The following is a 12607-nucleotide window of genomic DNA, read 5'->3' as shown; positions in this document are numbered from 1 at the left end:
GTAGCGTCGCCCGGATGAGCGCAGCGATATCCGGGATCGCACGAGGCGTAGGGGACCCGCGGATGTCGCTGCGCTCATCCGGGCTACGCGCGTGCCGATGGCGGTGCATGCCCGTCGGGCGACTCGGGCTCGGGCGCGACAAGATCCACCGCCCCGCAACCCCTCTCATGATCCAGATCGTGCCTGCGCCGAAAACGAAAATTCCGCAGCGCGCTCAGCGCGATCGCCTCTGTCCAGATCTCGGCGTAAAAATTTCCAACTTTCGTTTTATCGGAAGATATGCTCTCCTCCCTCCATCCCGCCTCATGCAGAGGGGCGTACGCGTCGTCACGATACGTTGAGGCGGGGAGCGGTGGCCGCGGGTCTGTCAGGCGCTTTTGCGCAAGACGACTGTCAGCTCGCGGACGTTCAAGCCGTGTGGTCCTGGCGCCCCGATGCTGGCGCCAAGCCTGATGCCGACCTGACGGGTTGCGCAGGTGACGGGGGCAAACAAGCCGGTCCCCGGGGAGAGCTCGGAGCAGACGTTCACCCATCGCGCAGGGAAGGCCGGGTCTGTCCGGCTGAACCTGTGGTTCCTGCCGCCTGCATTTTTTCCGCAGGCGGGCCACGGGCCTCAGTCGAGGTCCGGCCTTCCCTGCGCCCTCGCGTTTCCGGCGAGGGTCTCGAGCATCGCTTCGGGCGCGTGTTGCGCTGCGAGGGCGACGGCGCGTACGCGCATGGTGGCGCTGGCATATTGGATATGCTTATCAGTTGAGCGGGGCGCCGATGCTGGCGCGCCACCACCAACAAATCAGCCGGCCGCAACGGCTGATCCCAGGAGGAAACCCATGGCAGACACCTCACGCCGCGATCTCCTCGTCGCCGGCAGCGCCGCCGCAGCGGCTGCGATCATGACGGACACCTACCCTGCCGCGGCACAGGCCGGGCCGAAGCCGATCTTCGCCGTGCCGGCGACCACCATTCCGATCGCCGGCGAGCAGGGTGTGTTCCCCGTCCGCCGCATCTACTGCATCGGCCGCAACTACGCGGCGCACGCCATCGAGCGCGGCTCCGATCCGAACCGCGAGCCGCCGTTCTTCTTCCAGAAGCCGACCGACGCGATCCAGAACGTCGCGATCGGCGAGGTCGCCGATCATCCTTATCCGTCGCTGACCAAGAACTATCATCACGAGGTCGAACTGGTCGCGGCGCTGAAATCCGGCGGCACCAACATTCCCGCCGAGTCCGCGCTCGATCATGTCTATGGCTACGCGCTCGGCCTCGACATGACCCGCCGTGACCTGCAGAACGGCATGGCCGCCGAGAAGAAGCCATGGGAGATCGGCAAGAGTTTTGATCATGCCGCCGTGCTCGGCCCGATCCATCCGGTGGCGAAGGTCGGCCACTTCACCAAGGGCGCGATCTCGCTCGCGGTCAACGGCACGGTCCGGCAGAACTCCGACCTCACCAAGATGATCTGGAGCGTCGCCGAGCAGATCGCGAAACTGTCCGAGGCGTTCGAGCTGAAGGCCGGCGACATCATCTATTCCGGCACGCCGGAGAATGTCGGCCCGGTCGTCAAGGGCGACGTGCTCTTGTGCAAGCTCGAGGGCCTGCCGGACATGTCGATCAAGATCGTCTGAGAGAGGGGCTGGACCACACGTCGTGTGCAGCACGTTGACGCTGCCGATCGGAACGGAAGTCGCCGCCGCAATACCGATACGCGCCTTCTCCCCGCGCGCGGGGAGAGGCGAGCAGCGAGCGTCGCTACGCGCGCTATCCAACAAGCGCGGCAGCCCCAGCCATCCCTCCGGATGCTGCGACTGCCGCCGTGGCGCTCGCGGCGCCGCGCCTCTCATCGCCTGCCGGACGGGAACTATCGTTGTTCCCGCGCAAACAGGCGCTGCCAGCCGTTCGCAAGTTTGTGGCCCGACAAAGAGCCGCCGAGCACCGCCGCCTATCGTTGCCCTGCATCAGCCGAGCGAAACGAGGGCAGCCGTGGCCATCACCATCGAGATCGATCACGCCAAGACGCGGCGCATGGCGCAGGGCCAGAGCCCAAGCAAGGGCCAGGGTCAGGCCCGCGGCCCGGCACGGTCGTTGCGCAGCGCTGGCGGCCCGGTGGTTCCGCAAGGCGTCAAGGGGCCAATCCGGCGGCTGAAATGGCTGATTCTCGTTCTGACGCTCGCCGTCTACTACATCACGCCGTTCGTCCGCTGGAACCGCGGGCCGAATGCGCCAGGCCAAGCCGTGCTGCTCGATTTCGCCCACGGAAAGCTCTATCTTGGCCCCGCCGAGATCTGGCCGCAGGATCTCTATCTCATCACCGCGGCGATGCTGCTGGCGACGTTCATCCTCGTCCTGGTCAACGCGCTGGCCGGCCGCCTGTGGTGCGGCTTCGCCTGTCCGCAGACGGTGTGGACCGACCTGTTCCTGCTGGTCGAGCGCCTGGTCGAGGGCGACCGCCGGCAGCGGCTGAAGAACGTCGGCGCGCCGCTGACGGCGCGGCGGATCGCACAGATCGCCACCAAGCACGCGCTGTGGATGGCGATCGCGCTCGGCACCGGCGGCACCTTGATCTTCTACTTCACCGATGCGCCGGAGCTGGTGCGCGATGTCCTGCATGGCGAGATGTCGGCGACCGCGCTGACCTGGACCTTGGTGTTCGCCGGCACGACCTATGGCCTCGCCGGTTTCGCGCGCGAGCAGGTCTGCACCTTCATGTGCCCGTGGCCGCGTCTTCAAGGCGCGATCTGGGATCCGGAAGCCTTCACGGTGAACTATCGCGACTATCGCGGCGAGACCCGGATGTCGGCGAAGAAGGCCGCCGAGGCGCGGTCGCAGGGGCTGCCGGCCGGCGATTGCGTCGATTGCGGCGCCTGCGTCGCCGTCTGCCCGATCGGCATCGACATCCGCCAGGGGCCGAGCTTCGCCTGCATCAATTGCGGCCTCTGCGTCGATGCCTGCGACGGCGTGATGGCCAAGCTCGACCGTCCGCGCGGCCTGATCGACTACGAGAGCTGGCGCAACATCGAGCGTGGCCGTGTCGGCGAGCCGCGTGTCTCACGGCTGGTGCGGCCGAAGACGATCGGGCTCGCGCTCGCCTGCGTCGCTGTGGCCGGCGTGATCGCTGTTTCGTTCGTCACGAAGACCACCGCCGTGCTGTCGGTGCAGCATGATCGCGATCCGATGTCGGTGCGGCTGTCGGATGGCTCGGTGCGCAACGGCTACACGGTGAAGCTGCTCAACAAGTCGTCCGCCGTGCAGAGCTTCAGGCTCGGCATCAGCGGCATCGATGCGGCGCTCGCCATCGTCGGCCATGCGGCGGCGGATGCGATCGAGGTCGAGCCGGACGGCTCGGAGGCGCTGCGGGTGACGCTGACCATGCCCGAGTCTGTGGATGCCGATGTCACCTTCCAGGCGGTCGATGCCAACGGCCAGGTCGTGCTGACCGCGCACGACCGCTTCGTGAACCGGTAGAGGAGGGCCTACAGATAGGATTTCGGCAGCAGCATGTGGATGCCCTTGTTGCCGTCGACCAGCTGGGTGACGCGCAGATTGCCGGCCAGCGAGCACAGCATGTAGGCCTGGTTGCGCGACAGGTTGGTGCGGGCGCAGACGTGCTTGACCATCTCGCGCACCGCCTGCTTGGCGGCGTCATCGAGATCCTCGTCGAGGCCGATCGACATCAGGTGGGTGGCGTTCTCGGCGAACGGCCAGGTGATGTCCATGTCCTTGCGCACGGTGAGGCGGAAGGTGCCGGTGACGCCGGTCTCGAGCGCGGTGATGCAAACCTCGCCGTCCGCCGTGATCGGCCGCTATGCCTCGGTGCGCTACGGGCGCTGACTGATCCTGCTTCTTCTGGCGTGATCATCGGTCGGATCGCTCCGGCCGATGATCTGCTGATTGCTGCAAGCTCACGTCGCGAGCTGATTGCCGATCGGCAATGCGCGCAGGCGCTTGCCGGTGGCGGCAAAGATCGCGTTGGCGAGCGCCGGCGCGAATGGCGGCACGCCCGGCTCGCCGACGCCGCTCGGCGGCGTGTCGGGATCAACGGGCACGATGTGCACGTTGGTGACCAGCGGCGCCTCGTCGATTCGGACCACCGGATGGTCGTCGAAGTTGCGCTGCTGCACCCGGCCATTCTTGAAGCTGATCTCGCCATATTTGGCGAGGCTCAGCCCCATGATCGCGGCGCCTTCGAGCTGCGAGGCGATGCGCTCGGGGTTGACGAAGGTGCCGCAGTCGATCGCGGTGTCGACCTGATGCACCACGAGCTTGCCCTTGTCGTCGACCGACACCTCCACGATGGTGGCGATGTAGCTGACGAAGCTGCGATGCGCGGCGATGCCGAGGCCGTGGCCCTTGGGCACCGAGCGGCCCCAATTGCCCTTCTCGGCCACGAACTCGACGACGCGGCGCAGCCGGCCGGTGTCGATCGGATAGCTCTCGTAGGGCTCGCCGTAGTTCCAGAGATCCTTCACCGAGGCGAGCTTCAGGACGCGCGGAGTGCCGATCAGATCGAGCAGCGTGTCCTTCTGGTCGCGGCCGGTCGCGTGCGCGATCTCGCCGACCATCGACTGCACGGCGAAGGCGCGCGGGATGTTGGAGACCGAGCGGAACCAGCCGATGCGGGTCATCGCCTTGGCGGCGGGATTCTCACATTGGATGTTGGCGATCTCGAACGGCATGTCGACGAGGCCCATGCCGAGCTCGAACGGCGCGGCATGATCGGCGCCCGCCGCGAAGGTCGACAGGATGGTTGGCGCGGCGCTGCGGTGGCGCCAGGCCACCACCTTGCCGCTCTTGTCGAGCCCGGCTTCGATGCGCTCCACCGACACGGTGTGCAGGAAATCGTGATGGAGGTCGTCATCGCGCGTCCACTGCACCTTGACCGGTGCGCCCAGCGTCTTCGACAGCAGGGCAGCCTCGAGCGCGAAGTCGCATTTGGACTTCCGCCCGAACCCGCCGCCGAGCAGGGTGACGTTGACGGTCACGTTCTCCGGCGGGATCTGCAGCGTCTTGGCGACATCCTCGTGCGTGCCGCCGGGGCTCTGCACAGGCGCCCAGATCTCGGCCTTGTCGCCCTTGACGTCGGCGACCGCGACCGGCGGCTCCATGCTGGCATGGGCGAAATGCGGCAGATAGTACTCGCCGGTGATCACCTTGTCGGCCGACTTCAGCGCGGCCTCGACGTCGCCTTCCTCGCGTACGACGAGGCCCGGCTGGCGCGCGGCGGCCTCGAGCTCGGCCCGATAGGCGACAGAGTCGTAGCTCGCATTGGCGCCGTCGTCCCACTCGATCTTGAGCACGTCGCGGCCCTTGATCGCGGCGCCGGTGTTGCGCGCGATCACCGCGACGCCGCCAAGCGGCTGGAACTTCGACGGCCAGGGCCAGCCCTTGACCTCGATCACCTGCTCGACGCCGGGCACCTTCAGCGCCTCGGCCGGATCGAACGACTTGACCTTGCCGCCGGTCACCGGTGGCCGGGCGATGACCGCGTATTTCATGCCGGGCAGGCGGACATCGGCGCCGTAGCGCGCCTTGCCGACGGTGATGTCGTGCAGATCGACGATGCTGACCTGACCCTTGCCGAGATAGCGGAAGTCCTTCGGCGATTTCAGCTGCACAGTGTCAACCGCAGGCACCGGCAGACTGGCGGCATCGGCCGCGAGCTCGCCGAAGCCGAGGCGGCGGCCGCTGGCGCTGTGCACGACCTCATGATTGACGGCTTTCACTTCGCTCGGCGGCACGCCGAGGCGCTGGGCCGCCGCGGCTTCGAGCATCGCCCGCGCCATGGCGCCGATCTGTCGCATCGGCAGCAGATAATGCCGCGTGCTGCGCGAACCGTCGGTATCCTGGTTGCCGAACTTCACCTCGTCGCCGGGGGCCTGCACGACGCGCACGCGCGACCAGTCGGCTTCCATCTCCTCCGCCACGATCAGCGGCAGGCTGGTACGCACGCCTGTGCCCATCTCGGAGCGGTGGGCGAGGATCGACACGATGCCGTCGCGGGCGATCGAAACGAAAACCTTGGGATCGACCACGGTGCCGTGCGGCATCTTGCCGGCGCCGGTTTCATAGGCGGCAAACGCCGGGCGCGACAGCAAGGGAGCCGCGAGCACGAACCCGCCCGCGAGGCCCAGCGTCTGCAGGATGGTACGGCGCGAGACGTTCTCGACCTTGAGATGGCGCTCGAAGCCGCGGCGAGACGCGGACTTTGCGATGTCGGGATTTGCGATGATGTTCATGATCACACCCCCGTCGAGGCCAGATGGACCGCATTCTCGATGCGCTGATAGCAGCCGCAGCGGCAGATGTTGCCGGCCATCGCATCCCTGATCTGGTCATGCGACGGTTTGGGATTCTCGTTCAAGAGTGCGGCCGCTTGCATGATCTGCCCGGCCTGGCAGAAGCCGCATTGCGGCACGTTGACCTGCCGCCATGCCTTCTGCACCGGATGATCTCCGGTCGGATGCAGACCTTCGATGGTGGTGACCTCTCGTCCCGCGACATCCGACACTGCGGTGATGCAGGCGCGCGCCGCTTCCTTGTCGACTATCACGGTGCAGGCGCCGCACAGCGCTGCGCCGCACCCGTATTTCGTTCCGGTCAAACCCAGCTCGTCGCGCAGATACCACAGCAGCGGCAGGCTCGGATCGCCATCCCAGCTCTGCTCCTGTCCGTTGATTTTCACCTTGATCATGTTCGCCCTCGCTCTGTCGGACCAATGGTCGCTGGTTCTGATCGTTGGTGGACGCGCGCGGGACCACATGTCCTTACGTGCACGCGCCGGATCAATTGAGAGTTGTCGGAAGACTACTGATGATAGCAGACCGGGACAGGCATCGGTCTACACAGGCGCGTGTGGTGTCAGAGCAGACGAGCGCTGCGCGTGCAGCCCGCTGCAATGCAAATACGGAACAATGGGCGATGCGCCGACGACAATGGCGGCCGCCTGACCAAAGCGGCGACAAAAAAAGAATGCCTCGCCGGCGTGGGGCAGGCGAGGCACCAAGTCTTCAGGAAGGAACGCTTCAGTTGTACGCTTGGTCCGTGGCGGCCGTCAGGCCGCCTTTGCTTTCGCCACGTGGGTGGCAATCGCATCCATCAGGGCCGGCGACAGGCAGTCATAGGGCTCGAGCCCCAGCTCCTTCAATCGCGCCCGAATCTCGCCCATCTGTTCCGGCTTCACGCCCGACTCGATCACCGAGGAGACGAAGGCCGCAAAGCCCGGCGCGGCCGAACCCTGCTCCTGGAACAGCTCGGGGTGAATGAAGTCGAGGCCGTAGAACGGGTGGCCTGTGTTCTCGATGCGGCCATACATATGCGTGCCGCAGCCGGTGCAGGCATAGCGCTGGATGACGGCGGAGGGATCGACGATCTTGAGCTTGTCGCCGTTCTCCAGCACCGTGACGTTCTGCCGCGGCACCACGGCAACGACCGAGAAGGTCGCGCCGGAGGGCTTCCAGCATTTGGTGCAGCCGCACGCGTGGTTATGCGCGACATCGCCCTTGATGCCGACCTTGACCGGCCGGTCGTGGCATTTGCAGACCAGCGTGCCGCCGGCGAAATGGCCGCTTCCCTGTTTGACGCCGTTATCGACGGACGGATGGATGTGGACAGTCATGGCGCAATCCTCCTCAGTTTTGCGTGCTTGGGGTCAGAACACGACGACGGAACGGATCGATTTGCCCTCATGCATCAGGTCGAAGCCCTTGTTGATGTCTTCGAGCTTGAGCGTGTGGGTGATCATCGGGTCGATTTCGATCTTCCCGTTCATGTACCAGTCGACGATCTTGGGAACGTCGGTGCGCCCGCGCGCGCCGCCGAACGCCGTGCCCTTCCAGACGCGTCCGGTGACGAGCTGGAATGGGCGGGTCGCGATCTCCTTGCCGGCCTCGGCGACACCGATGATGATCGATTCGCCCCAGCCGCGATGGCAGGCTTCCAGCGCCTGGCGCATCACCGTGGTATTGCCGGTGCAGTCGAAGGTGTAGTCGGCACCGCCGTCGGTCAGCGCGACCAGGTGCTGGACGATGTCGCCGGTCACCTTCTTCGGGTTGACGAAATGGGTCATGCCGAAGCGGCGGCCCCATTCCTCCTTGCTGTCATTGAGGTCAACGCCGATGATCTTGTCGGCCCCCGCCATCCTGGCGCCCTGAATGACATTGAGCCCGATGCCGCCGAGGCCGAACACCACGACGTTCGAGCCGGGCGTGACCTTGGCCGTGTTGACGACCGCGCCGACGCCGGTGGTGACACCGCAGCCGATATAGCAGCTCTTGTCGAAGGGCGCGTCCTCGCGGATCTTGGCGACCGCGATCTCCGGCAACACGGTGAAGTTGGAGAAGGTCGAGCAGCCCATGTAGTGGTAGATGGCCTGGCCCTTGTAGCTGAAGCGCGACGTGCCGTCGGGCATCAGGCCCTTGCCCTGCGTGGCGCGGATCGCGGTGCAGAGATTGGTCTTGCGGCTGAGGCAGCTCTTGCACTGGCGGCATTCCGGTGTGTAGAGCGGAATGACGTGGTCGCCGGGCTTGACCGAGGTCACGCCCGGGCCGACCTCGCGCACGATGCCGGCGCCCTCATGGCCGAGGATCGAGGGGAAGATGCCCTCGCTGTCGAAACCGTCGAGCGTGTAGGCATCGGTGTGGCAGATGCCGGTGGCCTTGATCTCGACCAGTACCTCGCCGGCCTTCGGCCCTTCGAGGTCGACCTCGACGATCTCCAGCGGCTTCTTGGCTTCGAAAGCGACCGCGGCGCGCGTCTTCATGTCTCAAACTCCTCTTTCATTCTCTTGAGCCCGCGACGCTGCCCAGGGAAACTGTTCAGCCGCGGTCCCCGTCGTCAGTCATTTCTTGCCCATGCAGGAGTTCTCCGCTTCCGTATAGGCTGGCGGTTTGTCCTCGTGCTTGGCCGGGCGAACGCGTCCTACCGCGTCATTGCCGCGGGCACGCAGGTAGATGTAGAGGTCGTCCATGTAGCAGGCCACGTTCGGATTGTCGCCGAAAGCCGGCATGACGTTCTCCTGGGACGTGCTGACATTCTTGCGGCCGCTGGCGATGACACCGATGAAATCGCCGTAGCTCATGGTCTTGACCGAGTCCTTCAGCGCAGGCGCATAAGTCGATCCCATGCCGTCGGGCCCGTGGCAGACGTGGCATTCGGAATGATAGCGGCGGTATCCGGAGTAGGTGTACCAGTCGACCGATCCGTCGGCGCCCACCTTGTAGGTCGGATTGCCATCCTTATCGAAGTACTTCCCGTCCTCGGACTTGACGGCCGCAGGATCTCCCGGACTTTCCGCCCAGGCATTTTCGGCGACAGTCATCCCGCCGGTTGCCAGGAACAGAGCCGTGGCGACCGCAAAACAGATTCTACGCAAGGGCGTCTTCCCTTAATTTTCTGGGGCAGGCGAACCGGCGCATGGACGAGATCCATGCGCCGGAAGCAGGTGCCTAGCTCACTGCTGCGGGAGCGAGAACACGGTGAGCGCGCCGCCCAGGGCGGTGTAGTTGCTCAGCGCTGCGTAGCCGCCGACCGCACCGAGACCGGCGGTCGGATCCGTCAGGCCCGCCGCGAGACCGATGCCGGCCCAGCCACCGACACCCGAGAGCACGGCGACATACTGCTTGCCGCCTGCCTCGTAGGTCGTGACGTTGCCGATGATGCCGGACGGGGTCTTGAACTTGTAGAGCTCCTTGCCCGTCTTGGCATCGACCGCCTTGAGGTAGCCTTCGAGCGTTCCGTAGAACACCACGCCGCCGGCCGTCGCGAGCGCACCCGACCACACCGAGAACGGCTCCTTGTTCGACCAGGCGATCTTGCCGGTCTTGCCGTCCCAGGCGATGAAGTTGCCCATATGGGTCTCACCCGCCGGCGGATACATCGACAGGGTTGCGCCGACATAGGGCTGACCTGCGGTGTAGCTCACCTTGAAGGGCTCGTAGTCCATGCAGACATGGTTGGTGGGCACGTAGAACAGTTGCGTATCCGGCGAGTAGGCCGCCGGCTGCTCGTCCTTGGTGCCCAGCGCCGCCGGGCAGATGCCCTTGGTGTTGACGTCCTCACCCTGCTTGTCGGTCGAATACTGATCGACGACCTTGGGACGGCCGTAGGTTGCAGAGTTCTTGTCCATGTCGACGCCGGTGGTCCAGTTCACCTTCGGGTCGAACTTCTCGGCAACGAGCAACTCGCCCGTGGCACGGTCGAGCGTATAGCCGAGGCCGTTACGATCGAAGTGCGTGAGCAGCTTGCGCGGCTGGCCGTTGATGGACTGGTCGGACAGGATCATCTCGTTGACGCCGTCATAGTCCCACTCGTCGTGGGGCGTCATCTGATAGACCCACTTCGCGACGCCGGTGTCGGCATGGCGGGCGAAGATCGTCATCGACCACTTGTTGTCGCCGGGACGCTGCTTCGGATTCCAGGTCGAGGGATTGCCCGACCCGTAATAGACCATGTCGAGCTGCGGATCGTAGGAGATCCAGCCCCAGGTGCAGCCGCCGCCGGTCTTCCACTGATCGCCTTGCCAGGTCTTCAAGCTCGAGTCCTTGCCGACCGGCTTGCCGAGCGCCGTGGTGTTGGCGTCGAACAGGATCTGGTCATCCGGACCTTCGGAGTACGCCTTCCAGACCTGCTTGCCGCTCTTGATATCGTAAGCGGTCATGCTGCACTGGACGCCGAACTCGCCGCCGGACGTGCCGACCAACACCTTGTCCTTCACCACGAGCGGAGCCGAGGTTCCGGTCTGTCCCTTGCTCGGATCGCCATTGACGGCGGTCCAGACGTGCTGGCCGGTCTTGGCGTCGATCGCCACCAGCTTGTCGTCGGCCTGATGCAGGAAGATCTTGCCGTCCCCATAGGCGACGCCGCGGTTGACGGTGTCGCAGCACATCACCGGAATGACGTTCGGATCCTGCTTGGGCTCGTACTTCCAGACGATCTTGTTGTCCTGCGCGAGATCGAGCGCATACACCTTGTTCGGGAACGGCGTATGCACATACATCAAGTTGCCGATGATGAGCGGTCCGCCTTCGTGGCCGCGCAGCACGCCGGTGGAGAAGGTCCACGCGACCTGCAGCTTGCCGACGTTCTGAGCGTTGATCTGATTGAGCTTGGAGTAACGCGTATTGGCGTAGTCTCCCGCCGGCATCACCCAGTCCTTCGGGTTGGCCGACATCTTGACCAGCTCTTCACTGGCCCACGCGCCACCCGCGGCAAGCGCCGCGACTGACGTCAGACATGTTGCGAGTAGCACTCTTCGCATCGTCTTTCCTCCCGGGTTCAACTGAGGTTCCGCAGCACGCGGCCCAGTATTCGTTTTCGGCATCATTGAATATCCACTTCCCGACCGGGAAACTTGCCCAAAAGAGAAAAGAGCTTGCTCAAGAGTGAAGCGAATAGAAGTTTTTGAAGGAGATTTTGCTTTGCTGGTCCGCAACATGAGCGCCATTCTTGCTGCGGAGCATCAATTTACAGCACCGCGGTTCCACCGAAGGTTGACGTTTCCCTTGACCTTACAGAGACGAAGGCGGAGGATCATGCGAGGGAAGTTATGGAACGAAGTGCGCCGCGAAAGTCGCGGCCTTAAAATGGGAGCAATCTTGCTACAGTCTCGTTCGCCGTCCGGCGGCGGACCCGTTGCGTTTCGATCATGAATCGGTGGATGAAACATGTCCGACACGATCCGCTCGCTTAATACTTCGGGATTCTCACCGAAGAGCCAGATCCAGCGTTGGTCAGATGCACTGACCGACCTGTGCGGACGTTTCGATGTCGATCCGCTGGAGGGCGCCTCATTCGAAGGGCGCATCAATTTCACGACGGTGTCGCGCCTGAAGCTCTGCCAGATCGAGGCCAGCCAGCACCGTATTGCGCATACCTATGCGCGTGCGCAAAAGGCTGGACATCCCTACATCAAGATCTTGTTCCAGACCTATGGAACGTCCTATTTCGAGCAGGATGGCCGCCAGATCGAGATCGGCCCGGGCGATTGCCTCGCCTATGACGTCTCGTTACCGCACACCATCATCAGCCCCGCCCTGACCCGCCATGACGTCGTGATCGTGCCGAAGGAGCTATTGCAGGAACGCGGCTTCCGGTCGGAAAAGATGCCTGCATACAAGCTGTCTGCGCGGAGCGGGACCGGTCGGATTGCGCATGACGTCACCCATGCCGCGTTCGATGAGGCGACCCGGCTTTCGCCCAACTCGGCTGTCAGCGTCGCCGAATCGCTCATCGATCTGTTGCTGTTGCCGCTGCGTGAAGCCGATCGAATGCTGGATCGGGCGGGACCCGAGGCGGTCTATATCCGCGCTCAAGCCTTCATCCGCGAGCATCTGCGCGATCCCGATCTGTGCATCGATCAGATTTCGGCGGCTCTGGGGTGCACCAAGCGCTACCTTCACATGGTGTTCAGCGATCGTGGCATGACGGTCAGCGACTACATCTGGCGGGCCCGGCTTCAGCATTGCCGGCAGGAGCTGGAGACGCAGAGCGGCAAGACCATCACTGATGTCGCGTTCTCGTGGGGTTTCTCGAGTTCGTCGCACTTCAGCCGTGTCTTCCGCAAATATTTCGGCGTCGTGCCGTCGTCGGTTCATAAGACTGCGGCCCGCTGAGCGGT

Annotated in this window: 9 protein-coding genes and 1 pseudogene; 3 read left to right on the top strand and 7 right to left on the bottom strand. The window is 64.6% G+C overall.

The window, feature by feature from the left end:
* The first annotated feature begins 827 nt into the window (after positions 1 to 827).
* Positions 828 to 1622 carry a fumarylacetoacetate hydrolase family protein gene (locus ACQR03_RS18005; protein ID WP_315752802.1) on the top strand — a complete coding sequence of 265 codons (795 nt, stop codon included), beginning with the start codon at positions 828 to 830 and terminating at the stop codon, positions 1620 to 1622.
* A 355-nt stretch (positions 1623 to 1977) separates the two neighbouring features.
* Entirely contained in the window at positions 1978 to 3459 is a 1482-nt protein-coding gene (ccoG, locus tag ACQR03_RS18000) for a cytochrome c oxidase accessory protein CcoG (protein ID WP_434841400.1), read from the top strand.
* Positions 3460 to 3467: 8 nt separating this feature from the next.
* On the opposite strand, the pseudogene ACQR03_RS17995 reads toward ccoG, so the two are convergent.
* From ACQR03_RS17995 to xoxF5, 7 genes and pseudogenes are all read right to left on the bottom strand, one after another.
* Positions 3468 to 3791 (bottom strand): annotated as a pseudogene (locus ACQR03_RS17995) (acetamidase/formamidase family protein); the annotation flags it as partial.
* 105 nt (positions 3792 to 3896) lie between these two features.
* Complete coding sequence (locus tag ACQR03_RS17990) at positions 3897 to 6230, bottom strand: molybdopterin cofactor-binding domain-containing protein (RefSeq protein WP_434841399.1); 2334 nt, start codon at positions 6228 to 6230, stop codon at positions 3897 to 3899.
* 2 nt (positions 6231 to 6232) lie between these two features.
* Positions 6233 to 6685 (bottom strand): (2Fe-2S)-binding protein, encoded by a 453-nt coding sequence (locus tag ACQR03_RS17985; protein ID WP_315741262.1) that lies wholly within the window; start codon positions 6683 to 6685, stop codon positions 6233 to 6235.
* Positions 6686 to 7045: 360 nt separating this feature from the next.
* Positions 7046 to 7609, bottom strand: coding sequence for an S-(hydroxymethyl)glutathione synthase (gene gfa, locus ACQR03_RS17980; RefSeq protein WP_315713222.1), 564 nt, complete (start codon positions 7607 to 7609; stop codon positions 7046 to 7048).
* 33 nt (positions 7610 to 7642) lie between these two features.
* Positions 7643 to 8752, bottom strand: a complete 1110-nt coding sequence (locus ACQR03_RS17975) for an S-(hydroxymethyl)glutathione dehydrogenase/class III alcohol dehydrogenase (protein WP_315752806.1) — start codon at positions 8750 to 8752, stop codon at positions 7643 to 7645.
* Positions 8753 to 8830: 78 nt separating this feature from the next.
* The gene (locus ACQR03_RS17970) at positions 8831 to 9310 is read right to left on the bottom strand and encodes a c-type cytochrome, methanol metabolism-related (protein ID WP_315713645.1); all 480 of its coding nucleotides are present in this window, start codon (positions 9308 to 9310) and stop codon (positions 8831 to 8833) included.
* Positions 9311 to 9442: 132 nt separating this feature from the next.
* Positions 9443 to 11248, bottom strand: a complete 1806-nt coding sequence (gene xoxF5, locus ACQR03_RS17965) for a lanthanide-dependent methanol dehydrogenase XoxF5 (RefSeq protein WP_315713218.1) — start codon at positions 11246 to 11248, stop codon at positions 9443 to 9445.
* 406 nt (positions 11249 to 11654) lie between these two features.
* On the opposite strand from xoxF5, the gene ACQR03_RS17960 reads away from it, so the two are divergent.
* Positions 11655 to 12602 (top strand): helix-turn-helix domain-containing protein, encoded by a 948-nt coding sequence (locus ACQR03_RS17960; RefSeq protein ID WP_434841398.1) that lies wholly within the window; start codon positions 11655 to 11657, stop codon positions 12600 to 12602.
* The last annotated feature ends 5 nt before the right edge of the window (positions 12603 to 12607 follow it).

Source organism: Bradyrhizobium sp. HKCCYLS3070 (genome assembly GCF_051167575.1).
GTDB lineage: Bacteria > Pseudomonadota > Alphaproteobacteria > Rhizobiales > Xanthobacteraceae > Bradyrhizobium.
This window is presented reverse-complemented; position numbering and strand designations above follow the sequence as displayed.

Coding starts and splice junctions, on each gene's coding strand:
- ACQR03_RS18005 (WP_315752802.1), top strand. CDS start 828: ATGGCAGACACCTCACGCCGCGATCTCCTCGTCGCCGGCAGCGCCGCC.
- ACQR03_RS17990 (WP_434841399.1), bottom strand. CDS start 6,230: ATGAACATCATCGCAAATCCCGACATCGCAAAGTCCGCGTCTCGCCGC.
- ACQR03_RS17985 (WP_315741262.1), bottom strand. CDS start 6,685: ATGATCAAGGTGAAAATCAACGGACAGGAGCAGAGCTGGGATGGCGAT.
- gfa (WP_315713222.1), bottom strand. CDS start 7,609: ATGACTGTCCACATCCATCCGTCCGTCGATAACGGCGTCAAACAGGGA.
- ACQR03_RS17975 (WP_315752806.1), bottom strand. CDS start 8,752: ATGAAGACGCGCGCCGCGGTCGCTTTCGAAGCCAAGAAGCCGCTGGAG.
- ACQR03_RS17970 (WP_315713645.1), bottom strand. CDS start 9,310: ATGACTGTCGCCGAAAATGCCTGGGCGGAAAGTCCGGGAGATCCTGCG.
- xoxF5 (WP_315713218.1), bottom strand. CDS start 11,248: ATGCGAAGAGTGCTACTCGCAACATGTCTGACGTCAGTCGCGGCGCTT.
- ACQR03_RS17960 (WP_434841398.1), top strand. CDS start 11,655: ATGTCCGACACGATCCGCTCGCTTAATACTTCGGGATTCTCACCGAAG.